Source organism: Streptomyces sediminimaris (genome assembly GCF_047049295.1).
GTDB lineage: Bacteria > Actinomycetota > Actinomycetes > Streptomycetales > Streptomycetaceae > Streptomyces > Streptomyces sediminimaris.
In genome coordinates, this window is the sequence record NZ_JBJWOT010000001.1 from 4,326,880 (window position 1) to 4,349,840 (window position 22,961).

The following is a 22,961-nucleotide window of genomic DNA, read 5'->3' on the forward strand; positions in this document are numbered from 1 at the left end:
CCGGGGAGAAAGGCAGGGAACCGGGAGGGGCGACCGATGGATCTGGCCTTGCTGCGCACTTTCGTGACCGTGCACCGGGCCGGCTCCTTCACCCGCGCCGCCGCCCTGCTGGGCCTGTCGCAGCCGGCCGTGACCTCGCAGATCCGCACCTTGGAGCGGCAGCTGGGCCGTCCTCTGTTTCTGCGACAGGCCCGCGGTGTGACCCCGACGACCATCGGCGACGAACTCGCGCACAAGGCCGCGCCCCATCTGGACGCCCTGGTGGAGATCGCCGAGACCGGTCTGGACGACGAGTCCTCCTTACGGACGCTGCATCTCGCCGGGCCCCCCGAGTTCACCGCCGAGCGGGCGGTGCCCGCCCTCACCGAGCTGACCGGCGAGGACGGTCAGGCTTTCGCCCTGCGTGCCTCCTTCGGGAACGCCGACGAAACCCTGGAGGGGCTGGCCGCCGGGCATCACGATCTGGCCATCAGCACGGCCCGTCCACGCGGGGCCCTGCTGTCGGCGACTGCGCTGTGCGACGAGGAGCACGTCCTCGTCGCCACTCCGCAGTGGGCCGAGCAGATCGCCTCCGACAAGCCGGATCTCAAGGGCGCCCCCGCCCTGGAGGGCGTGCCGGTGATCGAGGTGCACGAGTCGTTGCCCTTCGTCTCCCGCTACTGGGCCTCTGTCTTCGACTCCCGTCCCGGTGTCCCCGGCGCCGTCATCGTTCCCGACCTGCGGGCGGTCCTCGCCTGCGCCGTCGCGGGCGCGGGGCTCGCGGTCCTGCCGCGGTACCTGTGCGGCGCCGCCCTGGAGCACGGCGGGATCGTGGCCCTGCACGAGCCCGCGGTGCCTCCGCTGCGGACCTACTTCCTGGTGGTGCGCACCGGCACACTCGCGATGGCGCACATCGCGCGGGCTCACGAGTGGTTGCTGCGGGCAGCGACCGACTGGGACTGACCTGCGTTTTTCCGCCCGCCACAGGAGCAGGTCGGTCGGTTGCGCCCCACGATGTTTCACGTGGAACCAGCCGGGCCACATTTCCCCCATGACCGTCCGACCCGTGGTCAAGCGCACCGCCCGTGCTGTTCTGCTCGACGGCGACGACCTGATCCTGATCAAGCGCACCAAGCCCGGTGTCGATCCCTATTGGGTCACCCCCGGTGGCGGGGTCGAACCGGAGGACTCGACCGTCGTCGACGCCCTGCACCGCGAGGTGTACGAGGAGCTCGGCGCCAAGGTCACCGACGTGGTGCCCTGTTTCGTGGACACCGTGGAGCACATCGGCGAGGACGGCGGCGCAACCGGCGTGAAGGTGCAGCACTTCTTCGTCTGCCGCCTGGAGTCCATGGACACGTCCCTGCGGCACGGCCCCGAAGTGGACGAGCCGGCCGGCGAGTACGAGATCGTGAGGATCCCTTTCACCCGCGTAGGGATCGCCTCGGTGCATCTCGTGCCCCTGTCCCTGCGGCACTACCTCGACGGAAACATCGAGGGCGTACGCGCCATGCACGCGCCTGACCTGGGCTGACACCGGTGCCGGATCAGCCCCGGGTGGCGACGAGGTCTTCTACGGCGTCGTGCCGTATGCGTTCCGCGGGGATGCCCGCGTACCTCAGGGCGTCCACCCCGCTGCGGATCATGCCGGGTGGGCCCGAGACATAGGCGTCGAACCCGTTCCACGGCCCGTGCTCGCGCAGGGCGTCCGGAAGCTGCAGGCGCGTCTGCCGGTCGACGACCGCACGGACCGAGAGCCACGGATGGGACTGCTGGAGCCTGAGCATCGTCTCGATGTCATACAGGTCGTGGCCGGTGCGGGCGCCGTAGAACACCTCGACCGTCCGCCGTTCGCCGTGCTCGGCCACGTCCTCGACGAGTGCCTTGATGGGCGCTATCCCGGTGCCGCCGCCCAGGCAGAGCAGTCCCGTGTCGGTGGTGTGGTCGACGGTCATCGAACCCGTGGGCGGGCCGAGACGGACGATGTCACCCCGGCGTGCACGGTGCACCAGGGCGGACGACACCCAGCCGGCGGGAACGGCCTTCACATGGAACGTCAGCAGACCGTCGGAACGGGGCGCCGAGGCGAAGGAGTAGTGCCGCCAGATCCGGGGCCACCACGGCGTCTCCAGGCTCGTGTACTGGCCGGCGAGGAAGGGGTACGGCTGGTCGGGGCGGACCGTCACGACCGCCACGTCCGGCGTCCTGAGATCGTGCGCGACGATCTCGGCGTGCCACCAGGCCGGCGCGTGCAGCTCGTCCACCGCCGCCGCATCGATCATGATCTGCGAGATCCTCGTGTACGTCCTCACCCAGGCCGCCTCGGTGAGCGTGTTCCAGCTGCCGGGCGCGTATCTGCTCAGCGCGCCGATGAGGCACTCACCGACGACCGGGTAGTGCTCGGCCCTGGTGCCGTACTTGCGGTGGCCACGGCCCAGGTTCTGCATGTCGGCGACGAGGGCCTCGGTGTCGTCGATGTGCCCGGCCACAGTGATCAGGGCCCTGAACAACCGGTCGCGCTGCATGTCCATCGCGGCCGGGAACAGCGATCTCAGATCGGGACGGCGGACGAACAGCATCGCGTAGAAGTACGAGGTGACCTGATCCGCGACCGGTGTCACCTCGGCCATGGTCCTGCGGATGAGCAGTGCATCCGACGACGTGCTTCCGGTGCCCCTCGCACCGCTGCCGCCCGACGCGGTGGTCGGAGCGTCCATCGTGTGCCTCGCCTCGAACATCCCTCGGTCGGTCTGCGCACTTCCCCGGTCGGAAGCTCCTCTTCCTCGGCAGACGGCTTGCTCTCCCCGTGGTGCGTCGCCGCCGATGCGGCCGATTTCAAGTCGAATCGGTGTTCCGTCCGACCCGCGCGAGAGAGAGTGCCATCGGCCGCGGCAGCCACGCTGCAGCGTCCCATCACACGCAAGCGCCTCGTCCCCATAACCACGAATGCAGGTCTTGGATCTCTTGGTGCCGTTAAGCTGCGGTCGCCGTTCTCCGGGTCCGTGCACGACTCGACGGGGCCGTCAGCCTGTGTTTCACGTGGAACATCCAAGGCTTCTCCGCCGCCTATGCACTTGCCCACGACATGGCCAAAAGCTCCTGCTTCTCACCGGAAAACGGTGGACGGCGAGGCCAACCGTCGGACAGCCTGACCTGCGTGTCGACTGACTCCCTCCCCCCTCTTGCCGTCCGCCGTCTGACGCTGCGCGATCTCACCGCCTGCGCCGACTTGTCCGAGAACCGGGGGTGGCCGCGTGAGGAGCACAAGTGGGGTTTCCTCCTCACAGCCGGGAAGGGCTATGGCATCGACGACCCCGACGGGGGGCTGGTCGGCGCGTGTGTCGTCACCGGGTACGGACCGCAGGACCGCCCTTCACTCGCGGCCATCGGCATGGTCCTGGTCGCCGAACGGCATGCCCGCCGAGGTGTCGGACGCCACCTGATGCGGCACATCGTCGCGACGATGGGCACCGCTCCGCTGACGCTCTACGCGACCCCGTACGGTCGCCCCCTCTACGAGGAACTCGGTTTCAAGGTCACCGGCAGGGCCGAGATGCTGAGCGGACACTTCACGTCCAGTGGTCCGGCGCCCGAGGTCGCCACGCGTGCGGCCACCGCCGAGGACCTCACGGCGATCCTCAGCCTCGACGAGGAGGTGTTCGGCGCCGATCGCACACCCCTCATCACACGGCTGCCGGCCTTCGCCGACCGCATGCGGGTCGCCGAGGAGGACGGTCGACTCATCGGCTACGCGGCCGCCTGGCCCAATATGGACACCCATGTCGTGGGCCCGCTGATCGCCCGCGACACGGAGACGGCGAAGGCCCTCATCGGCACTCTCGCCGCCCACACCGACCGTCCCCTGCGCACGGACATCGACGTACGGCATGAAGAACTGCTGGCGTGGATGAAGGAGCAGGGGCTGGTCTCCGTCGCCTTCAACTCGGTGATGACGTACGGGATCTCCGAACTGCCCGGCGACTGGACCAAACGGTTCGCTCCCCTGACGGTCGCCGCCGGCTGAGCACTGCCCAGGGACTCGGCCGTGCGTAGGGTGCGAACATGGCAGATCTTGAGATACGGCCCGCCACGGCGGACGACGTGCCCGCGATCGTCGCGATGCTCGCCGATGACCCCCTGGGGGCCGAGCGGGAGTCACCGGACGATCTGGCTCCCTACCTGACCGCATTGCGGCGGCTTGCGTCCGACCCGAACCAGTACCTGGTCGTCGCGGTGCGCGAGAATCGTGTCGTCGGCACGCTTCAGCTCACGATCATTCCCGGTCTGTCACGCCGCGGTGCCACCAGGTCGATCATCGAGGCCGTCCGTATCCACGCCGACGAGCGCGGCAGCGGCCTGGGCACCCAGCTCATCGAGTGGGCGATCGACGAATCCCGTCGTCAGGACTGCCGGTTGATCCAGCTGACCTCCGACACCTCCCGTACCGACGCTCATCGCTTCTACGAGCGGCTCGGCTTCACGGCCTCGCACGTCGGCTTCAAGCTGCCGTTGTGAGGCCGCGGGCTCGGATGTCGATCGGTGGGCCTCGACGCGAAACCGCCTGTTTCACGTGAAACAGGCGGTTCACCGGACGCCGACGTCAGCCGATTCCCCGCCAGCCCTCCGGGTCCACTCCACCGGGCACAGGAGCCTCCTCGTCGTACGGCTGACGTGTGAACACGAACGATCCGAGGTCCAGATGGCTCACGGTGCCGTCCGGGCGCCGTACAGCCTTCAGGAGCTCTCTGGCGTAGTAGCCCTCCACTCCGGTCCAGGTGCCGTCGCCGTTCGCCTCGAAACGCGAGCGGCGGCCGTTGCCGGACAGCGGCTCCAGCGAGACACCCTCACCGGCGGACAGCCGCAGGGCGAACGCATACGTACCCCAGTACCACGGCCCCACCAACCCCATGGTGGACGCGTCGGCCTCGGGCAGCGGTCGCCATGGATCGGGAATGCGTGGCTCGGCCTCGGCGACGATCCGTACGAGGTCGGCGCCGACGTCGGACAGCGACGGGCCGGAGGTGCAGTTGGCCAGTACCACGGCCGCGACGTCTTCCTCGACGCTGAGGGTGAGGTTGGCCAGAAAGCCCGGCAGTGACCCGGAGTGCCCCACGAGCAACCGGCCGTCCCGGCGCTGGATCTGCAGCCCCAGCCCGTACGCCGCCCCGTCCACCACATCGCTTGCTTCGGCCGGAGCCGCGGGGGTCCGCATCTCCCTCAGGGTCGCGGCGCTCAGCACCCTGTCGTCGCCCCCGGCGAGGAAGACGGCGAAGCGGGCCAGGTCACCCGTGGTGGACCAGAGCTGACCTGCCGGAGCCATCCGCCCCAGGTCCTCGGCGGGCTCGGGCAGCAGGACGTCGGCCCAGGGGTGCACGGCCCAGCCACCGGCATGGGGTGCCCGCGGGTGAGCGCTTGTACGGCGAAGGCCCAGAGGTTCGAGCACTTCCTGCCGAAGTGTCTCCTCCCACGGCTGCGCGCGCAGCTTCTCGACGAGTGCGCCCAGCACGGTGTAACCGGGGTTGGAGTAGTGGAAGCGGCGGCCCACGGGGTGCAGAAGAGGTTGCCCGCCCAGTACATCGGCGAGTTCGGGACGCAGGGATCCCGGGGTGCGCTCCCACCACGGTGCCGGCGACTCCGCCGCCAATCCGCTCGTGTGGGCAAGGAGATCGGCGATGGTCGCCTCCCCCGCGCCGGTCCCCGGCAGGTGCCTCTCGAGCGGATCACCAAGGTCCACGGCACCCTCGTCCCGCAGCCGCAGCACGAGAACAGCCGTGAAGGTCTTGGTGATCGAGCCGATGCGGTACTGCACGTTCTCGTCCGGAGCGTGTCCCTCCACCGAGGTCCGCGCACCGTTCCACACGGCCCGCCCGCCCCGCACGACCGCCGCGGCCAGGGACGGAGCACGCCCTTCGGCCTGGGCCACGGCGATCCGGTGCAGCAACGCCCTCCGCGTACCCGGGAGCAGCTCTTCCTGAGGTGTCGTCTCCTGAGGTGTCGTCATACGCACAGTCCACCCTGCGAGGCGCTCGAGCGTCGAGCGCGTCGGTGCGGGTGGGGGACCTGGCGCGTGAACTCCTCCGTCCCGTGCAGCGTCTCGCGGCCGGTGTCGGCGAACACCCTCGTACCCAGCAGCTTCTACCGCGGTCGCATCCCTGCAGCGATTGCGGCGGGGACCCGCCCGCAGCAGGTGCGGCACACCAGGAGCCCCGTGCCGGCCTGCGAAAATTGAGACCCTGCGCCGTCCCGGACGGATCAGGTCTGCGCCATGTCCACGAAGCGCGAGTAGTGGCCCTGGAAGGCGACCGTGATGGTCGCCGTCGGGCCGTTACGGTGCTTGGCCACGATCAGGTCGGCCTCGCCCGCGCGCGGTGACTCCTTCTCGTAGGCGTCCTCACGGTGCAGCAGGATGACCATGTCGGCGTCTTGCTCGATCGAACCGGACTCACGCAGGTCGGAGACCATCGGCTTCTTGTCGGTGCGCTGCTCGGGGCCACGGTTCAGCTGAGACAGCGCGATGACCGGGATCTCCAGTTCCTTGGCGAGGAGCTTGAGGTTACGGGACATGTCCGAGACCTCCTGCTGCCTGTTCTCGGCGCGCTTGGAACCGCCGGACTGCATCAGCTGGAGGTAGTCGATGACGACCATTCTGATGTCGTTGCGCTGCTTGAGGCGGCGGCACTTGGCGCGGATCTCCATCATCGACAGATTCGGGGAGTCGTCGATGAACAGCGGCGCGGCGGAGACGTCCGGCATCCTGCGGGCCAGGCGCGTCCAGTCCTCGTCGGTCATGGTGCCGGAGCGCATGTGGTGCAGCGCCACACGGGCCTCGGCGGACAGCAGACGCATCGCGATCTCGTTGCGCCCCATCTCGAGGGAGAAGATGACGCTCGGCAGGTTGTGTCTGATCGACGCCGCCCTGGCGAAGTCCAGCGCAAGGGTGGACTTACCCATCGCGGGACGGGCCGCGATGACGATCATCTGGCCCGGGTGCAGACCGTTGGTCAGCGAGTCGAAGTCCGTGAAACCCGTGGGCACACCGGTCATCTCCCCGGAGCGGGAGCCGATCGCCTCGATCTCGTCGAGCGCGCCCTCCATGATGTCGCCGAGCGGCAGATAGTCCTCGCTGGTGCGCTGCTCGGTGACCGCGTAGATCTCCGCCTGCGCGCGGTTGACGATCTCGTCGACGTCGTCGTCGGCCGCGTATCCCATCTGCGTGATACGGGTGCCGGCCTCGACCAGACGGCGCAGGACCGCGCGCTCGTGCACGATCTCCGCGTAGTACTCGGCGTTGGCCGCCGTCGGCACGGTCTGGACGAGGGTGTGCAGGTACGACGCCCCGCCGACCTTGTTGATCTCGCCGCGTTTGGTGAGTTCGGCGGCGATGGTGATGGGGTCGGCCGGCTCTCCCTTGGCGTAGACGTCGAGGATCGCCAGGAAGATCGTCTCGTGGGCGGGCTTGTAGAAGTCGTGGCCCTTGAGGATCTCCACGACGTCGGCGATGGCGTCCTTGGACAGCAGCATGCCGCCGAGGACGGACTGCTCGGCATCGAGGTCCTGGGGCGGCACCCGCTCGAAGGACGTGCTCCCGCCCTCCCATTCACCGCTGTCCCTGCCGCGGTCGTGCTGTTCGTCGCGGCCGGGTCCCCCGTCGCCGCGGCGCCGGGAGGCGGGCAGACGATCACTGGGGCCGCTGTCGGCCCACGGGTCGTCCAAGGGCTCGGAAATGCTCACCGAGCCACCTCCTCCCGTCCGCCCCCGAGCGGACCTAGCCATGCCCTATTTCTACGGCACGGCACTGACAAATGAGAGGCCCGGCTCCGGTTAGGAGACTCGGTTCTGAGCTGGTCTCCCTGTCGACGAACGGAGCGGGCGCCGGACCACGGTAGGCCCACGGGGGGCGTCAGCCAATCTGGTTATCCACAGGCCATGTGGACGACGGCCCCGATGCTGTGGAGAACTCCGCAAAACCTGTGCACGACCCGGTGGACAGCCCTGTGAACAAGCCTGAGCCTCACTCGCCGGACCACCTATGAGCTGCGCCTTTCCCGTCCACCGGCTGTGCAGAAGAAAAACTTCCCCAGTCGGCTCAAGATCCCATCGAACGGCGCCCGAAAGTACAGCCGCCCCCTCAGAGAGTAAGGGCTGAAGGCCCTTTGCATCTCTTACCTGTGGACGATTACATTGGTGCTCATGACACAGGCCCCAGCGCCCCCCAAGGCCACCCGGCGGCGGCACGATCGAGAGATCGTCGCACTGGCCGTTCCGGCCTTCGGCGCACTCGTCGCCGAGCCCCTCTTCGTCCTGGCCGACAGCGCGATCGTCGGCCACCTCGGCACAGCGCAACTCGCCGGCCTCGGTGTCGCCTCCGCCCTCCTCACGACAGCGGTCAGTGTCTTCGTCTTCCTCGCTTACGCCACCACCGCGGCCGTCGCCCGGCGAGTCGGCGCAGGCGACCTCCAGGCCGCCATCCGACAGGGCATGGACGGTATCTGGCTGGCGCTTCTGATCGGCGCAGCCGTCATCGCCGTGGTCCTCCCCACAGCACCGTTGCTCGTGGACCTGTTCGGCGCTTCGGACACCGCGGCCCCCTACGCGACCATCTACCTCCGCATCTCGGCCCTCGGCATTCCGGCCATGCTCGTCGTCCTCGCCGCGACCGGCGTCCTGCGCGGCCTGCAGGACACGAAGACACCGCTCTACGTGGCCGTCGCGGGCTTCGTCACCAATGCCGCCCTCAACGCAGCCCTGGTCTACGGCGCCGACCTGGGCATCGCCGGCTCGGCCTGGGGCACCGTCATCGCCCAGTGCGGGATGGCCGTCGTCTACCTCACGGTGGTCGTCCGAGGAGCCCGCCGACACGGGGCGTCGCTGCGTCCCGATGCTGCCGGGATCCGGACCTCGGCCCAAGCCGGTGTGCCTCTGCTCGTCCGCACGTTGTCACTGCGGGCGATTCTGCTGATCGCCACCGCGGTGGCAGCCCGCCTCGGGGACGCCGACATCGCGGCCCACCAGATCATCCTGTCCCTGTGGAGCCTGCTCGCCTTCGCACTCGATGCCATCGCCATCGCCGGACAGGCCATCATCGGGCGGTATCTGGGCGCCGACGACGCCCAGGGTGCCCGGGACGCCTGCCGTCGCATGGTGGAGTGGGGTGTCGCGGTCGGCGTCGTGCTGGGCGTCCTGGTGGTGCTGGCCCGCCCCGTGTTCCTGCCCCTGTTCACCAGTGACTCCCTGGTCAAGGACACGGCCCTGCCCGCTCTGGTGATCGTGGCGCTCTCGCAACCGATCAGTGGCATCGTCTTCGTCCTGGACGGCGTCCTGATGGGCGCCGGCGATGGACCGTACCTTGCCTGGGCCATGGTGATCACCCTGGCTGTCTTCAGTCCGGTGGCTCTCCTGGTCCCCGCCCTCGGCGGTGGACTCACCGCTCTGTGGGGAGCGATGGCGCTGATGATGACGGTCCGCCTGATCACTCTCTGGCTGCGGGCCCGTTCGGGGCGCTGGATCGTCACCGGCGCGACCCGTTGAGCCGTTTCACGTGAAACGCCGCGAGCCGCCACGTTTCACGTGAAACGAGCGGGACGGCACGCAAGAGGGGCCGCGCCTCAGGACGCGGCCCCTCTCACATGCTCAGCAAAACGCAGCCATCAGGCCGCGACGACCTCGATGCTGACCTTGGCGGCAACCTCGGGGTGCAGACGTACGGACGTCTCGTGGGCGCCCAGCGTCTTGATCGGCGCGCCGAGCTCGATGCGGCGCTTGTCGACCTCGGGGCCACCGGAGGCCTTGATCGCCGAAGCGATGTCGGCCGGCGTGACGGAACCGAAAAGACGACCGGCGTCGCCGGAGCGGACGGCCAGACGGACCTTCACACCCTCGAGCTGGGCCTTCACCTGGTTGGCCTGCTCGATGGTCTGGATCTCGTGGATCTTGCGAGCACGGCGGATCTGCTCGACGTCCTTCTCGCCACCCTTGGTCCAGCGAATAGCGAACTTCCGCGGGATCAGGTAGTTGCGAGCGTAGCCGTCCTTGACGTCGACGACTTCACCGGCGGCACCGAGGCCGGAGACCTCGTGGGTGAGGATGATCTTCATGAGTCGGTCACCCTTCCCTTAACGCGCGGTGGACGTGTACGGCAGCAGCGCCATCTCACGGCTGTTCTTGACGGCCGTGGCGACGTCACGCTGGTGCTGCGTGCAGTTGCCGGTCACGCGGCGGGCACGGATCTTGCCGCGGTCGGAAATGAACTTCCGCAGCATGTTCGTGTCCTTGTAGTCCACGTACGTGACCTTGTCCTTGCAGAAAGCGCAGACCTTCTTCTTCGGCTTGCGCACAGGCGGCTTCGCCATGGTGTTTCTCCTGTGTGATCAAGAAGTTTGGGTACGCCCCGCCCTCCGGCCGGAGGCCTAGAAGGGGGGCTCGTCCGAGTAGCCGCCGCCGCTGCCGCCGGAGCCACCGCCCCAGCCACCGCCGCCGCCCTGGTTGCCACCGGCGGGAGCACCGGTGGCCCACGGGTCGTCGGCGGGCGCGCCGCCGCCCTGCTGACCGCCACCGGGGCCACCGCCCCAGCCGCCGCCACCCTGGCCGCCGCCACCGCCACCGCTGTAACCGCCCTGGCCACCGCGGCCGCTGGTCTTGGTGACCTTGGCCGTGGCGTTGCGCAGACTGGCGCCGACCTCGTCGACGTCCAGCTCGTAGACCGTGCGCTTGACGCCCTCACGGTCCTCGTAGGACCGCTGCTTCAGCCGGCCCTGCACGATGACGCGCATGCCTCGCTGGAGCGACTCGGCGACGTTCTCCGCCGCCTGACGCCAGACCGAGCAGGTCAGGAACAGGCTCTCGCCGTCCTTCCACTCGTTCGTCTGACGGTCGAAGGTGCGGGGGGTGGACGCGACACGGAACTTCGCGACCGCCGCACCGGAAGGGGTGAAGCGCAGCTCGGGGTCGTCGACAAGATTGCCGACGACCGTGATGACGGTCTCGCCTGCCATGGGGGAACCTCTCGGCGGGTTTGCTGCTGGCTGCTTGTGCTACTCGAGTCCTGGGATCGACCGAGCGTGAGCTCAGTGGGTCTCGGGACGGAGGACCTTGGTCCGGAGGACCGACTCGTTCAGGTTCATCTGGCGGTCGAGCTCCTTGACGACCCCAGGCTCGGCCTGCAGGTCGATGACCGAGTAGATGCCCTCGGGCTTCTTCTTGATCTCGTACGAGAGACGACGACGGCCCCAGGTGTCGACCTTCTCCACCTTTCCGTTGCCCTCACGGACGACGGAGAGGAAGTTCTCGATCAGCGGGGAGACAGCGCGCTCCTCGAGATCGGGGTCGAGGATGACCATCACCTCGTAGTGACGCATGTGGAACCCACCTCCTTCGGACTCAGCGGCCACGGTCGTTCCGTGGCAGGAGGGTTGTGATGCGTACGCAACGGTATCGGCCGCCTCTGACAATCGGGGGCCGACGAGCGGCTTCCCCTGCCTGGCCTGGGCGGTTTCCCTGGCTCTGCCTGGGCAGACACCGGTGCAGACCGTACAGAGTACCCGCACACCGGCTTCCGGTTGAAATCCGACCGCCAGGGCCGTCAATCTGTACACATCGGGTGTGCATGGCGCTACGATGCGCCGTCTTCCGCAGGAGGTGCCCCATGGCACAAGCATTGCGACCCAATACCGTCGGCGGTCTCTTCGCCACGGACGGAAAGCCCCATCCGCTCCAGGACACGCTGCTCGCGGTGACCCTGGTGCTCGGCGCGGTGGCGTTCGTGACGGGCTTCTTCGACAACCTTCACCTGCTGAGCTCCTGGGCCGGCCTGGTGGGGATCCTCACCGGCGCGTACGGCCAGTGGATCTCGGAGACGACCCGCGAACGCTTCGGCCTGATCCTGGGCCTGGGCGCCTCGGGTGTCGGCTTCTTCCTCGGCATGGCGCACGGCGGGCTCTTCGGCGGGGTCATCAGCTGACGCCAGGGACACCGTCTCGACAACCCTCCATAAAGCACCATGGAACGCTTCGGTGATCCACATGCCGGGGCGCGGGTTTCGTACGCCCACTCGGGGCGCTCGCAAGGCGCAGTAGGCTTCGGCGCGAGAGCCGGAGCCCCTGAACCCATGGGGACACACCAGCCCGAGGAGCGCCCCGAATGAGCCTGACCCTGAGGACGATCAGTCGCGAGCAGCATCTGGCGTACATCCAGAGCCTGTCCTCGGCGAGCCACATGCAGGTCCCGGCCTGGGCGGACGTCAAGGCGGAGTGGCGCTCGGAAAACCTCGGCTGGTTCGACGAGCGGACCGGCGAACTCGTCGGTGCGGGTCTGGTCCTCTACCGTCAGCTGCCCAAGATCAAGCGCTACCTCGCCTATCTGCCCGAGGGTCCGGTCATCAACTGGTTCGCGCCGAATCTGACCGAGTGGCTGGAACCGATGCTCGCCCACCTCAAGCAGCAGGGCGCCTTCTCCGTGAAGATGGGCCCACCGGTGATCATCCGGCGCTGGGAGGCCGGCTCCATCAAGCAGGGAATCCAGAACCCGGACGTGAAGCGGCTGCGCGACATCGAGGCCGACTTCATCGAGCCGCGTGCCTTCGAGGTCGCCGACAAGCTGCGCCGCATGGGCTGGCAGCAGGGCGAGGACGGCGGGGCCGGCTTCGGCGACGTCCAGCCGCGTTATGTCTTCCAGGTGCCGCTGGCCAACCGCTCCCTGGAGGAGGTCCACAAGAACTTCAACCAGCTGTGGCGCCGCAACATCAAGAAGGCCGAGAAAGCCGGCGTCGAGGTCGTCCAGGGCGGTTACCAGGACCTCGAGGAATGGCAGCGGCTGTACGAGATCACCGCCGTGCGTGACCACTTCCGGCCGCGCCCGCTGTCGTACTTCCAGCGCATGTGGTCGGCCCTCAACTCCGAGGACCCCAACCGGATGCGCCTGTACTTCGCCCGGCACAACGGAGTGAACCTGTCGGCGGCGACGATGCTGATCGTCGGCGGGCACGTCTGGTACTCCTACGGCGCCTCCGACAACATCGGTCGTGAGGTCCGGCCCTCGAACGCGATGCAGTGGCGGATGCTGCGGGACGCCTACGCACTCGGCGCGACCGTCTACGACCTGCGCGGCATCTCCGACTCGCTGGACGAGACCGACCATCTCTTCGGTCTCATCCAGTTCAAGGTGGGCACGGGCGGCCAGGCCGCCGAGTACCTCGGCGAGTGGGACTTCCCGCTCAACAAGCTGCTCCACAAGGCGCTCGACCTCTACATGTCGCGCCGCTGAGCCCCATCGGTCCCGGACGTTTGCTTCGATGAACCCGACAGCTTCGTTCGCATCCATACCTCTGATACACCGCAGCCACCAGAAAGGTTCCAGGTCCGGCCATGGCGCTCACGCTCTACGTCGACACCGCGCGCTGGCGGGCGCACCACAAGCACGTGCAGGAGCAGTTCCCGGGGCTCGTCCCGGTCTGCAAGGGCAACGGCTACGGCTTCGGGCACGAGCGGCTGGCTGAGGAGGCCACGCGGCTGGGCTCGGACATCCTCGCCGTCGGCACGACGTACGAGGCCGCACGCATCAAGGACTTCTTCAGCGGGGATCTGCTGGTGCTGACGCCCTACCGGCGCGGCGAGGAGCCCGTACCGCTGCCCGACCGCGTCATCCGTTCCGTGTCCTCGGTGGACGGCGTGTACGGCCTCGTGGGGGCCCGCGTGGTCATCGAGGTGATGTCCTCGATGAAGCGGCACGGCATCACCGCCCAGGAACTGCCCCAGTTGCACGCCGCCATAGAGAACGTCCGTCTCGAAGGCTTCGCCATCCACCTCCCGCTGGACCGCACCGACGGCTCGGACGCCGTCGAGGAGGTCATCGGCTGGATGGACCATCTGCGTGCGGCCCGTCTTCCACTGCACACGATGTTCGTCAGCCACCTGAAGGCCGAGGAGCTCCACCGGCTGCAGCAGCAGTTCCCGCAGACCCGCTTCCGTGCCCGTATCGGCACGCGGCTGTGGCTGGGGGACCACGACGCCACCGAGTACCGCGGGGCGGTCCTGGACGTCACACGCGTCGCCAAGGGCGACCGCTTCGGGTACCGCCAGCAGAAGGCGGCCTCCGACGGCTTCCTGGTGGTCGTGGCGGGCGGTACGTCGCACGGGGTGGGGCTGGAGGCCCCGAAGGCGCTGCACGGCGTCATGCCGCGTGCCAAGGGTGTCGCACGGGCCGGCCTCGCCACGGTGAACCGGAACCTTTCTCCGTTCGTCTGGGGCGGCAAGCAGCGCTGGTTCGCGGAGCCGCCGCACATGCAGGTCTCCATCCTGTTCGTGCCGTCGGACGCGCCCGAACCGAAGGTCGGCGACGAGTTGGTGGCCCACCTGCGGCACACCACCACGCAGTTCGACCGCCTCATGGACCGCTGACCAGGGCACCGGCAACCGAAAGGCCGTACACGGACTTTCCCGTGTACGGCCTTTCTTTCCCGTGTACGGCCTTACGCTGTGATCGCCGGAGAGACTCCTGAGGCGTCGTCCGTCCTCTCGAATTGTTCGCTCAGAGTGAACCTTCGGAGGAGGACGGCCTTCCGTCGGCGCCCCACTCCACCTGCGGCCCTTCGAGGTGGGCGGCGTGTCGTGGCGGGTGGGCGGCCGAGCCCAGCACGAAGACGTCCTCCGCGCCGTCCAGCACACCCCCTGAGGGGTCGTCGTCGCCGGCCCGGCGCACCGGGTCCCGTTCCGGCATGAGGATGTCGCGCACGACGACGGCGCACAGATACAGCGTCCCCAGCAGGTGGACCCCGATGGCCCAGTGGTAGCCGTCCTGGGGCAGCCCCTTGTGGGCGTCGCCGCTGGTCGTGTACGCGAGGTACAGCCAGATGCCCAGGAAGTACGCGACCTCGCACGCCTGCCAGATCAGGAAGTCCCGCCACTTCGGCCGGGCCAGCGCGGCGAGCGGAACCAGCCACAGCACGTACTGGGGCGAGTAGACCTTGTTGGTGAGGATGAACGCCGCGATGATCAAGAAGGCGAGCTGCGCGAAGCGGGGACGGCGCGGAGCGGTCACCGTCAGCACCGCGATGCCTACGCAGCACAGCACCATCAGGGCGATGGCCAGGTTGTTGACGGTGTCGGTGGTCAGCGGGTCGGCGGAATCCTGGGCCAGGATGAGCCAGAAGGACCCGAAGTCCACGCCACGGTCGTGGCTGAACCGGTAGAACTGCGACCAGCCGTTCCAGGCGAAGAGCATGACGGGCAGGTTCACGGCCAGCCAGGCGACGGCTGCTCCTGCCAGCGCTCTGCCGAAGTCCCGCCACTTGCCGGCCCGCCAGCACAACACGAGCAGCGGGCCGAGCAGCAGGACGGGATACAGCTTCGCGGCCGTGGCGAGCCCCAGGAGGACGCCGAAGGCCAGGGAACGCCCCCGGGACCACATCAGCATCGCCGCGGCCGTCAGAGCGACCGCCAGGAGGTCCCAGTTGATGGTGGCGGTCAGTGCGAAGGCGGGTGCGAGAGCGACCAGGAGACCGTCCCAGGGACGCCGGGCGTGGGTCCGGGCCACGCAGACCGCGATGACGGCCGCACAGACCATCAGCAGTCCGGCGTTGACCATCCAGTACCACTGCTCCTGGTCCTGGATGCTGCCGCTGCCCGGCGTGAGCCAGGCGGCCACCTCCATGAACACACCGGTCAGCACCGGATATTCGAGGTACGGCATGTCGCCGGAGAGCTTGTCGAAGTACGGCACCAGACCGTCTGCGAAACCGCGCCCCTGATACAGGTGCGGGATGTCGGAGTAGCACGCCTTCGTGTACTGCGAGCTCGCGCCGAAGAACCAGGCGCCGTTGTAGCACGGCGCCTTCTGGACCAGTCCGAGGGCGAACATGCCGATCGCCACGAGCGCGACGACCCGGACGGGAGTCCACCAGGACGTCCCGACGAGGGCAAGCCGCCCGAGGGGGCCACCGATCACCTCGCTGCCGGTGGCGGCGACCTCGTCCTCCCTGGTCGGCCGCACCGGGTCCGGTCCGTGCACGCTCGCTTGTGTCGATTCTGCGCTGGGCATGCGCCACATCCTGCCGTACGTGTCTGGGGATACGCCGAGGCTCTAGGTATACGAGGTATACGCCGAGGGCCGCCGCACCCGCTCAGGAGTGTGACGGCCCTCGTTTCACGTGAAACATGGCCATGTTTCACGTGAAACGCCCGTGCCGGGCTTTTCCACGCTAGCCGGTCGAGCCTCCGAAGAGGCCCCCGTTGCCGTTGCCTCTCGTGTTGCCGTTCCCGCTCGTGTCCGTTGCCGTCGGTGTGGAGGTGACGCCTCCGTCCGTGCCGCCCGTGGTCGTGCCACCGGTGTTCGTGCACTGCCAGCTGAACCTGCAGGACTCCGTCGGCGACGGCGGCGGACTCGTGAGCGTCTCGCTGGGCGTCGGTGTCGGGGTCGGGCTGGCTTCCGGGGTGTCGGTCACGGTCGGAGTGGGAGTCGGGGACGGCACGTCGTTGACGACCTCGCCGATGGGCGCCGGCTTCGGGAAGTCCTTCGCCGGTTCGTTCTTCAGCGCGTCCGCCATGTAGTCGTGCCAGATCTCCGACGGGAACGAGGCACCGTGGATCTTCTTCTGGCCGCCCGTCCCGTACATCTCCAGGAACTCGCGCTTCTTGTTCTTCTCGTTGTCGTCCAGGCGGAACATCGTGACGGCCGTGGACAGCTGCGGGGTGTAGCCCACGAACCAGGCGGACTTGTTGCCGTCGGTGGTACCGGTCTTGCCGGCCACCTCGCGGCCGGGCAGCTTGGCGTTGGTACCCGTGCCCTTGTCGACCACCGTCTTCAGCACGTCGGTGACGTTGTCGGCCACCTGCGAGGTGAAAGCCTGCCTGGGCTTGTCCTCATGGGTGAAGACCGTGCCGTCCTTGCTGGTGACCTTCGTGACGGAGAAGGGCTCACGCTGCTCGCCACTGGAGGCGAACGTGCCGTACGCGCTCGCCATGCGAATCGCGCTCGGGTCGGAGATACCGATGGAGAACGACGGGAAATTTGTACCGGTCAGGCTGCTCTTCAGGATGCCCGCGTCGACTGCGGACTCCTCGACCTTGTCCAGGCCCACGTCCATGCCCAGCTGGACGTACGCGGAGTTCACCGAGAACTGCATCGCCTCACGAAGGTCGATCTTGTAGTCCGGCGGACTGCCCACCGACTCGTTGCCGTCGTTCGCCTGCAGCCACTCTTTGCCCTTGTCGTCCTTCCAGACGTCCCCGTTGTACTCCTTGATCTTGAGCTTGTTCTTGCCGCTGTAGAGGCTCTTGGGCGAGACCTGGGTGCGCTCGTCCTGCGCCTGCTCCGAGCCGAGGTCGGGGTCGCGCACACCCCACTTCATGGCCGCCGCGAGCACGAACGGCTTGAACGTCGAACCCACCTGGGCACCGGTCGCATCGGCGTTGTCCGTGAAGTGCTTGGTCGCGTCCTCACCGCCGTAGATGGCCTTGATGGCGCCGCTCGCCGGGTCCACCGAAGCTGCGCCGAACTGGACGTGGGTGTCCGTCTTGGGGCGTTCCTTGGGCTTGATGTTGCCCTTCTGGACGTTCTTGACCGACGCCTCGAGTTCCTTGACCTTCTTCTTGTCGAAGGTCGTGTAGATCGAGTAACCACCCCGCTGCAGGTCGTCAGCGGTGATCTTGGTGTTGTTGATCAGGTACGCCTTCGCCAGGTCGACGAGGTAGCCCGTCTGGCCGCTGAGCGCCGTGTTCGACCGCGGGTTCTTCACGGCGGGGAGGTTGGTGTACTTGGCCCGCTCCGTCTGACTCAGGTGGCCGTACTTCACCATCTTGTCGAGGGTGTCCTGCATCTGGCCCAGGGCACGCTTCTGGTTGGCCTCGGGAGTGGCGGCCGGATCGATGGACGTGGCGCCGGCGGGGTCGTAGTACGTGGCGCCCTTGAGCATCGCCGCCAGGAAGGCGCACTCACCCGGGTTCAGCTTGACGGCGTCCTTGTTGAAGTACGCCCGTGCCGCCGCCTGGATGCCGTAGGCGTTGCGTCCGTAGTAGGCGGAGTTCAGGTACCCCGCCATGATCTGGTCCTTGGGGACCGTGGCGCCCACCTTGATGGAGATGAAGATCTCCTTGAACTTACGGGTGAGCGTCTGCGACTGGTCGTCGAGCCGGGCGTTCTTCACGTACTGCTGGGTGATGGTGGAACCACCCTGCGTCTCGCCGCCCCTGGCCATGTTGAAGACGGCGCGGGCGATGCCCTTCGGGTCGATGCCGCTGTCGGTGTAGAAGGACTTGTTCTCCTGGGAGACGACCGCGTACTGCATGTCCTTGGGGATCTGCGAGAGGTTGACGATCTGCCGGTTGGTCTCGCCACCCGTGGCGACCATCTGGCTGCCGTCGCTCCAGTAGTAGACGTTGTTCTGGGCCTTGGCCGCCAGTGCCACGTTGGGAACGCTCACCATGGCGTACCCGATGCCCGCCACCGCCACGAGACTGCCGATGAAGCCGATGAACATGCCGGTCACCAGCTTCCACGACGGCACCCAGCGTGCCGCGCCGTACTTGCCGGCACGCGGGTAGTCGATGAAGCGCTTCTTGGCGGGGGCGGCGGAGCCTCCCCTGCCGGGCCCGGTCGGACCACCCGGCGCGCCGCGCCGGCCTCCGCGGCCCGGCTCAGCCGCTCTGCGGCGGCCGCCTCCACTTCTCTGGGCCGCGCGGCGGGCCTCGGCGCGGCCGCCGAAGGGCCGCTCCCCGTCTCCCGACCCGTATGCGTCGGAGGGAGATCCGGTGGCGCCTCGCGGTGCCGCGCGGCGGCCGGAGGACGAGCCGGACTGTCCGCGTCGGGCCGCGGCACGTCCGCCTCCCTGCGGCTGCGGCGGTTTGCGACGGTGCTCGCTCATCGAACGACTACTCCTCGGGCAGGCGCACCCTTGCGCGCCTGGAAACGGCGGCTGGTTTCCGGTCCCCCCGAAGTACGGATGGGGTCGATCGCTCATTCATCCGTACGGCACCTGGGACGAGGACGCCCCCTTGCGTCACTCGGTTCCCGCTGATGTGCATGGCGCACAGACTACGCACCGTCAAAGCCCACCGAGCCCCGAAGTTCACCCCAAACCAGGCAACTTGCCTCGGATGAATAAGTGGTGTGATCCCGTTCACCGTCTCCCCACTTGTCGCATCCGGATGGCCGTTCTATCGTCTTGATGTATCGAGTCGATACATCGGAGCGAGATAAGGGCGAGGAGGCGAGGGGATGAGCCGGAGGTCCGGGATCCTCGAGTTCGCCGTACTCGGCCTGCTCCGCGAGTCCCCGATGCACGGCTACGAGCTGCGCAAGCGGCTCAACACGTCACTGGGCGTGTTCCGTGCCTTCAGTTACGGGACGCTCTACCCCTGCCTCAAGACGCTGGTCGCCAACGGCTGGTTGATCGAGGAGCCGGGGCACGCGCCTGAGGACGCCCTCGCCGCACCACTCGCAGGACGTCGCGCCAAGATCGTCTACCGGTTGACGGCGGAAGGTAAGGAACACTTCGAGGAACTGCTCTCGCAGACAGGTCCGGACGCGTACGAGGACGAGCACTTCGCCGCCCGTTTCGCCTTCTTCGGGCAGACGTCGCGCGATGTGCGCATGCGTGTGCTCGAGGGCCGTCGCAGCCGGCTGGAGGAGCGTCTGGAGAAGATGCGCGCCTCCCTGGCACGCACCCGGGAGCGCCTCGACGACTACACGCTTGAGCTCCAGCGCCACGGGATGGAGTCCGTGGAGCGCGAAGTGCGCTGGCTGAACGAGCTCATCGAGAGCGAGCGGGCCGGACGGGATCTGAAAGGTCCCGGCTCCGGGGGGTCCGCTCAACAGGAGAACACCACTGGATCGACGGGCGTCCTGCCCCGTCCCGGGGATGCCCCCGGGACGGATACGCCCGGCGACACCGCCACGTGAGCGCCCCGTCAGGGCCTCACTCGTACACACAGGGAGCAGCCGGAATGGGTTCGGTTCGCGTAGCCGTCGTCGGCGTGGGCAACTGCGCCGCGTCGCTGGTGCAGGGAGTCGAGTACTACAAGGACGCCGACCCGGCGTCGAAGGTCCCCGGCCTGATGCATGTGCAGTTCGGTGACTACCACGTGCGTGACGTGGAGTTCGTCGCCGCGTTCGATGTCGACGCGAAGAAGGTCGGTCTCGACCTGGCGGACGCGATCGGCGCTTCCGAGAACAACACCATCAAGATCTGCGACGTGCCTTCCACCGGTGTCACGGTGCAGCGCGGCCACACCCTCGACGGTCTGGGCAAGTACTACCGCCAGACCATCGAGGAGTCCGACGCCGAGCCGGTCGACGTCGTCCAGGTGCTCAAGGACAGGCAGGTCGACGTTCTCGTCTGCTACCTGCCGGTGGGTTCCGAGGACGCGGCGAAGTTCTACGCCCAGTGCGCCATCGACGCCAAGGTCGCCTTCGTCAACGCCCTTCCGGTCTTCATCGCCGGCACCAAGGAGTGGGCGGACAAGTTCACCGAGGCGGGCGTCCCGATCGTCGGTGACGACATCAAGTCGCAGGTCGGTGCCACCATCACGCACCGTGTCATGGCGAAGCTGTTCGAGGACCGGGGTGTCGTCCTGGACCGCACGATGCAGCTGAACGTCGGCGGCAACATGGACTTCAAGAACATGCTCGAGCGTGAGCGCCTGGAGTCCAAGAAGATCTCCAAGACGCAGGCCGTCACCTCTCAGATCCGCGACCGCGAGCTCGGCGAGGGCAACGTCCACATCGGCCCGTCCGACTGGGTCGCCTGGCTCGACGACCGCAAGTGGGCGTACGTCCGTCTCGAGGGCCGCGCCTTCGGCGACGTCCCGCTGAACCTCGAGTACAAGCTCGAGGTCTGGGACTCCCCGAACTCCGCCGGTGTCATCATCGACGCCCTGCGCGCCGCGAAGATCGCCAAGGACCGCGGCATCGCCGGTCCGATCCTGTCGGCATCCTCGTACTTCATGAAGTCCCCGCCGGTCCAGTACTTCGACGACGAGGCCCGCGAGAACGTCGAGAAGTTCATCAAGGGAGAGGTCGAGCGCTAAAACGCGCTCCACTCGCTCAAAACGCTCCTGCCAGGGCGCTGAGGGTCCCCGGGTCACCCGACCCGGGGACCTCCCCGTATGTGAAGCTGTGCCTCATGGCCGTCGTCCGTGACCTGCGCGTCCTCCTGCGCTTCGCGAACTTCCGGCGCCTGCTCGCCGTCCGCCTGCTCTCCCAGGGTGCCGACGGCGTGTACCAGGTCGCACTCGCCGCCTACGTCGTCTTCTCACCGGAGAAACAGACCTCGGCCACCGCGATCGCCTCCGCGATGGCGGTCCTGCTGCTCCCGTACTCCCTCGTGGGCCCCTTCGCCGGCGTCCTCCTCGACCGCTGGCGCCGCCGCCAGGTCTTTCTCCACGGCAACCTGCTGCGCGCGGTGATGGCGTCGGCGACGGCCCTCCTGATCCTCGGCCACGTCCCGGACTGGCTCTTCTACGTCTCCGCGCTGTGTGTGACCGCCGTCAACCGCTTCGTCCTCGCGGGGCTGTCCGCAGCGCTGCCGCGTGTCGTGGACACCGAACGCCTGGTGATGGCCAACTCCCTGTCTCCGACCGCCGGTACGCTCGCCGCCACCGCGGGCGGCGGCCTCGCCTTCGCCGTGCGGCTGGTGGTGGCCGACTCCGACGCGGTCGTGGTGCTGCTCGGCGCCGTCCTGTACCTGTGTGCGGCGCTGGCGTCCCTGCGGCTGAAGCCGGAACAGCTGGGCCCGGACCAGGAGCTGGTGCGGCCGCACCTGGCGGCAGCCCTCACCGGCACGGCCCGGGACCTGGCGGCAGCGGTACGGCACCTCGCCGCGCCACCCCGCCGGGAGGCCGTCTGGTCGCTCCTCACGATGACCCTGATGCGGTTCTGTTACGGCGCCCTGCTGGTCATGCTGCTGATGCTCTGCCGGTACTCCTTCACCTCGGACACGGACGACGGGCTGCGGTTGCTGGGACTCGCGCTGGGGACGTCCGCGGCGGGCTTCTTCGCGGCGGCCGTGGTGACACCCTGGGCCGCGCGGCGGCTCGGCCCGGGCCGCTGGATCGCCGGGTGCGCCGCCGCGGCCTCGGTCCTGGAGCCGGCCCTCGGTCTTCCGTTCGACGTCGGCCCCATGCTCGTCGCGGCATTCGTCCTGGGGCTGACGACCCAGGGCGCGAAGATCGCCACGGACACGATCGTCCAGTCCTCCGTGGACGACGGCTTCCGCGGCCGGATCTTCTCCGTCTACGACGTGCTGTTCAACGTCGCCTTCGTCGGCGCCGCCGCGGCGGCCGCGTTGATGCTGCCGCCGGACGGCCGTTCTGTGCCACTGGTGGTCACAGTCGCTCTCGTCTACGGGACAGTTGCTGCGGCTATGGCCCGCTTTGAACACCGGTAAGTGTCACATCAAAGCCACAGAGTTCCCCTCAGCCACAGAAGTGTCGGTCAGCCCCGGTACCTTACGTGCGTCTTACGCGCCTCTTATGTGCGCCGCTCACCAACTCTTCCAGCTCTTCTAGGGGAATCCCCAAGTGACGACTCCGCCGCCCCAGGGCAAGAACCCGTTCGCGCAGGACCAGCAGGCGTATGGCCAGCCCCAGGCCCCGGCCCCGTACCCGCCTCAGGGTGGCGCGCCCTTCACGCCGGCACCTCCGGCCCCGCCAGCCCGACGTTTCAACAAGAAGGTGCTCCGCATCGTCGGAATCATCGTGCTCGCGATAATCATCGGCGTGGTCAAGTGGCAGCTCGGCAAGACCGACGCCGAGACCACTTCCAAGGGCAGCTGCATGCACAACTCGGGCTCTCAGGCCGACCCGAAGCTCAAGACGGTTGACTGTTCCTCGAGTGACGCCCAGTACAAGGTCGTCGAGAAGTTCGACGACACCAGCGACGACAGCAAGTGCAAGACGGTCGCGGATGCGGACATCGCCTACTACCAGACGGGCGACAACCACGACGTGGTCCTCTGTCTGAAGACGGTCAAGTAGGGCAACGGCCGAGTTGAGGGG

21 protein-coding genes are annotated in these 22,961 nt (G+C 68.0%); 12 read left to right on the plus strand and 9 right to left on the minus strand.

The features are described from left to right. Positions 1–36 precede the first annotated feature (36 nt). Entirely contained in the window at positions 37–942 is a 906-nt protein-coding gene (locus tag ACJ9NR_RS20115; protein WP_412493959.1) for a LysR family transcriptional regulator, read from the plus strand. An 88-nt stretch (positions 943–1,030) separates the two neighbouring features. Beyond that, a complete protein-coding gene (locus tag ACJ9NR_RS20120; RefSeq protein WP_412493960.1) occupies positions 1,031–1,513 on the plus strand; it encodes an NUDIX domain-containing protein in 483 nt (160 codons plus the stop codon). A 13-nt stretch (positions 1,514–1,526) separates the two neighbouring features. Here ACJ9NR_RS20120 and ACJ9NR_RS20125 read toward each other — a convergent pair whose 3' ends face one another. Continuing rightward, entirely contained in the window at positions 1,527–2,696 is a 1,170-nt protein-coding gene (locus tag ACJ9NR_RS20125) for a globin domain-containing protein (RefSeq protein WP_412493961.1), read from the minus strand. A 440-nt stretch (positions 2,697–3,136) separates the two neighbouring features. Here ACJ9NR_RS20125 and ACJ9NR_RS20130 point away from each other — a divergent pair, with 440 nt between their 5' ends. Together ACJ9NR_RS20130 and ACJ9NR_RS20135 are read left to right on the plus strand one after the other, a co-directional pair. Further along, positions 3,137–4,003 (plus strand): GNAT family N-acetyltransferase, encoded by an 867-nt coding sequence (locus tag ACJ9NR_RS20130; protein WP_412493962.1) that lies wholly within the window; start codon positions 3,137–3,139, stop codon positions 4,001–4,003. Between the two features lie 38 nt (positions 4,004–4,041). Further along, positions 4,042–4,494, plus strand: coding sequence for a GNAT family N-acetyltransferase (locus tag ACJ9NR_RS20135; RefSeq protein ID WP_412493963.1), 453 nt, complete (start codon positions 4,042–4,044; stop codon positions 4,492–4,494). 85 nt (positions 4,495–4,579) lie between these two features. Here the strand turns inward: ACJ9NR_RS20135 and ACJ9NR_RS20140 are convergent, their stop codons facing one another. Together ACJ9NR_RS20140 and dnaB are read right to left on the minus strand one after the other, a co-directional pair. Then, positions 4,580–5,980, minus strand: coding sequence for a serine hydrolase domain-containing protein (locus ACJ9NR_RS20140; protein ID WP_412493964.1), 1,401 nt, complete (start codon positions 5,978–5,980; stop codon positions 4,580–4,582). 251 nt (positions 5,981–6,231) lie between these two features. Further along, a complete protein-coding gene (dnaB, locus tag ACJ9NR_RS20145; RefSeq protein ID WP_412493965.1) occupies positions 6,232–7,710 on the minus strand; it encodes a replicative DNA helicase in 1,479 nt (492 codons plus the stop codon). A 459-nt stretch (positions 7,711–8,169) separates the two neighbouring features. Between dnaB and ACJ9NR_RS20150 the strand changes: the two genes are divergently transcribed. After that, positions 8,170–9,507: an MATE family efflux transporter gene (locus tag ACJ9NR_RS20150; RefSeq protein WP_412493966.1), complete on the plus strand. Its 1,338-nt coding sequence runs from the start codon at positions 8,170–8,172 to the stop codon at positions 9,505–9,507. Positions 9,508–9,626: 119 nt separating this feature from the next. Here ACJ9NR_RS20150 and rplI read toward each other — a convergent pair whose 3' ends face one another. From rplI to rpsF, 4 genes are all read right to left on the minus strand, one after another. Further along, complete coding sequence (rplI, locus tag ACJ9NR_RS20155) at positions 9,627–10,073, minus strand: 50S ribosomal protein L9 (protein WP_412493967.1); 447 nt, start codon at positions 10,071–10,073, stop codon at positions 9,627–9,629. Between the two features lie 18 nt (positions 10,074–10,091). Next, a complete protein-coding gene (gene rpsR / locus ACJ9NR_RS20160) occupies positions 10,092–10,328 on the minus strand; it encodes a 30S ribosomal protein S18 (RefSeq protein ID WP_003949403.1) in 237 nt (78 codons plus the stop codon). 57 nt (positions 10,329–10,385) lie between these two features. Next, positions 10,386–10,970, minus strand: coding sequence for a single-stranded DNA-binding protein (locus ACJ9NR_RS20165; protein WP_412493968.1), 585 nt, complete (start codon positions 10,968–10,970; stop codon positions 10,386–10,388). A gap of 72 nt (positions 10,971–11,042) precedes the next feature. Beyond that, positions 11,043–11,333, minus strand: coding sequence for a 30S ribosomal protein S6 (rpsF, locus tag ACJ9NR_RS20170; protein WP_362927548.1), 291 nt, complete (start codon positions 11,331–11,333; stop codon positions 11,043–11,045). 287 nt (positions 11,334–11,620) lie between these two features. On the opposite strand from rpsF, the gene ACJ9NR_RS20175 reads away from it, so the two are divergent. The 3 genes from ACJ9NR_RS20175 to ACJ9NR_RS20185 all read left to right on the plus strand — a co-directional run bounded on the left by ACJ9NR_RS20175 (position 11,621) and on the right by ACJ9NR_RS20185 (position 14,369). Continuing rightward, complete coding sequence (locus ACJ9NR_RS20175) at positions 11,621–11,935, plus strand: hypothetical protein (protein ID WP_412493969.1); 315 nt, start codon at positions 11,621–11,623, stop codon at positions 11,933–11,935. Between the two features lie 179 nt (positions 11,936–12,114). Continuing rightward, the gene (gene femX / locus ACJ9NR_RS20180; RefSeq protein WP_412493970.1) at positions 12,115–13,236 is read left to right on the plus strand and encodes a peptidoglycan bridge formation glycyltransferase FemX; all 1,122 of its coding nucleotides are present in this window, start codon (positions 12,115–12,117) and stop codon (positions 13,234–13,236) included. A 101-nt stretch (positions 13,237–13,337) separates the two neighbouring features. After that, entirely contained in the window at positions 13,338–14,369 is a 1,032-nt protein-coding gene (locus ACJ9NR_RS20185; RefSeq protein ID WP_412493971.1) for an alanine racemase, read from the plus strand. A gap of 130 nt (positions 14,370–14,499) precedes the next feature. On the opposite strand, the gene ACJ9NR_RS20190 is transcribed toward ACJ9NR_RS20185, so the two are convergent. Continuing rightward, entirely contained in the window at positions 14,500–16,008 is a 1,509-nt protein-coding gene (locus ACJ9NR_RS20190; RefSeq protein WP_412493972.1) for a glycosyltransferase family 87 protein, read from the minus strand. A gap of 160 nt (positions 16,009–16,168) precedes the next feature. Further along, on the minus strand, positions 16,169–18,829 hold the full coding sequence (locus tag ACJ9NR_RS20195; RefSeq protein ID WP_412493973.1) for a transglycosylase domain-containing protein: 2,661 nt from the start codon (positions 18,827–18,829) through the stop codon (positions 16,169–16,171). 353 nt (positions 18,830–19,182) lie between these two features. Between ACJ9NR_RS20195 and ACJ9NR_RS20200 the strand changes: the two genes are divergently transcribed. The 4 genes from ACJ9NR_RS20200 to ACJ9NR_RS20215 all read left to right on the plus strand — a co-directional run bounded on the left by ACJ9NR_RS20200 (position 19,183) and on the right by ACJ9NR_RS20215 (position 22,940). Continuing rightward, on the plus strand, positions 19,183–19,866 hold the full coding sequence (locus tag ACJ9NR_RS20200; RefSeq protein ID WP_412493974.1) for a PadR family transcriptional regulator: 684 nt from the start codon (positions 19,183–19,185) through the stop codon (positions 19,864–19,866). A gap of 44 nt (positions 19,867–19,910) precedes the next feature. Next, on the plus strand, positions 19,911–20,993 hold the full coding sequence (locus ACJ9NR_RS20205; protein WP_412493975.1) for an inositol-3-phosphate synthase: 1,083 nt from the start codon (positions 19,911–19,913) through the stop codon (positions 20,991–20,993). Between the two features lie 95 nt (positions 20,994–21,088). Beyond that, positions 21,089–22,351, plus strand: coding sequence for an MFS transporter (locus tag ACJ9NR_RS20210; protein ID WP_412493976.1), 1,263 nt, complete (start codon positions 21,089–21,091; stop codon positions 22,349–22,351). 286 nt (positions 22,352–22,637) lie between these two features. After that, positions 22,638–22,940 carry an LppU/SCO3897 family protein gene (locus tag ACJ9NR_RS20215; RefSeq protein WP_412512732.1) on the plus strand — a complete coding sequence of 101 codons (303 nt, stop codon included), beginning with the start codon at positions 22,638–22,640 and terminating at the stop codon, positions 22,938–22,940. Positions 22,941–22,961: the final 21 nt, after the last annotated feature.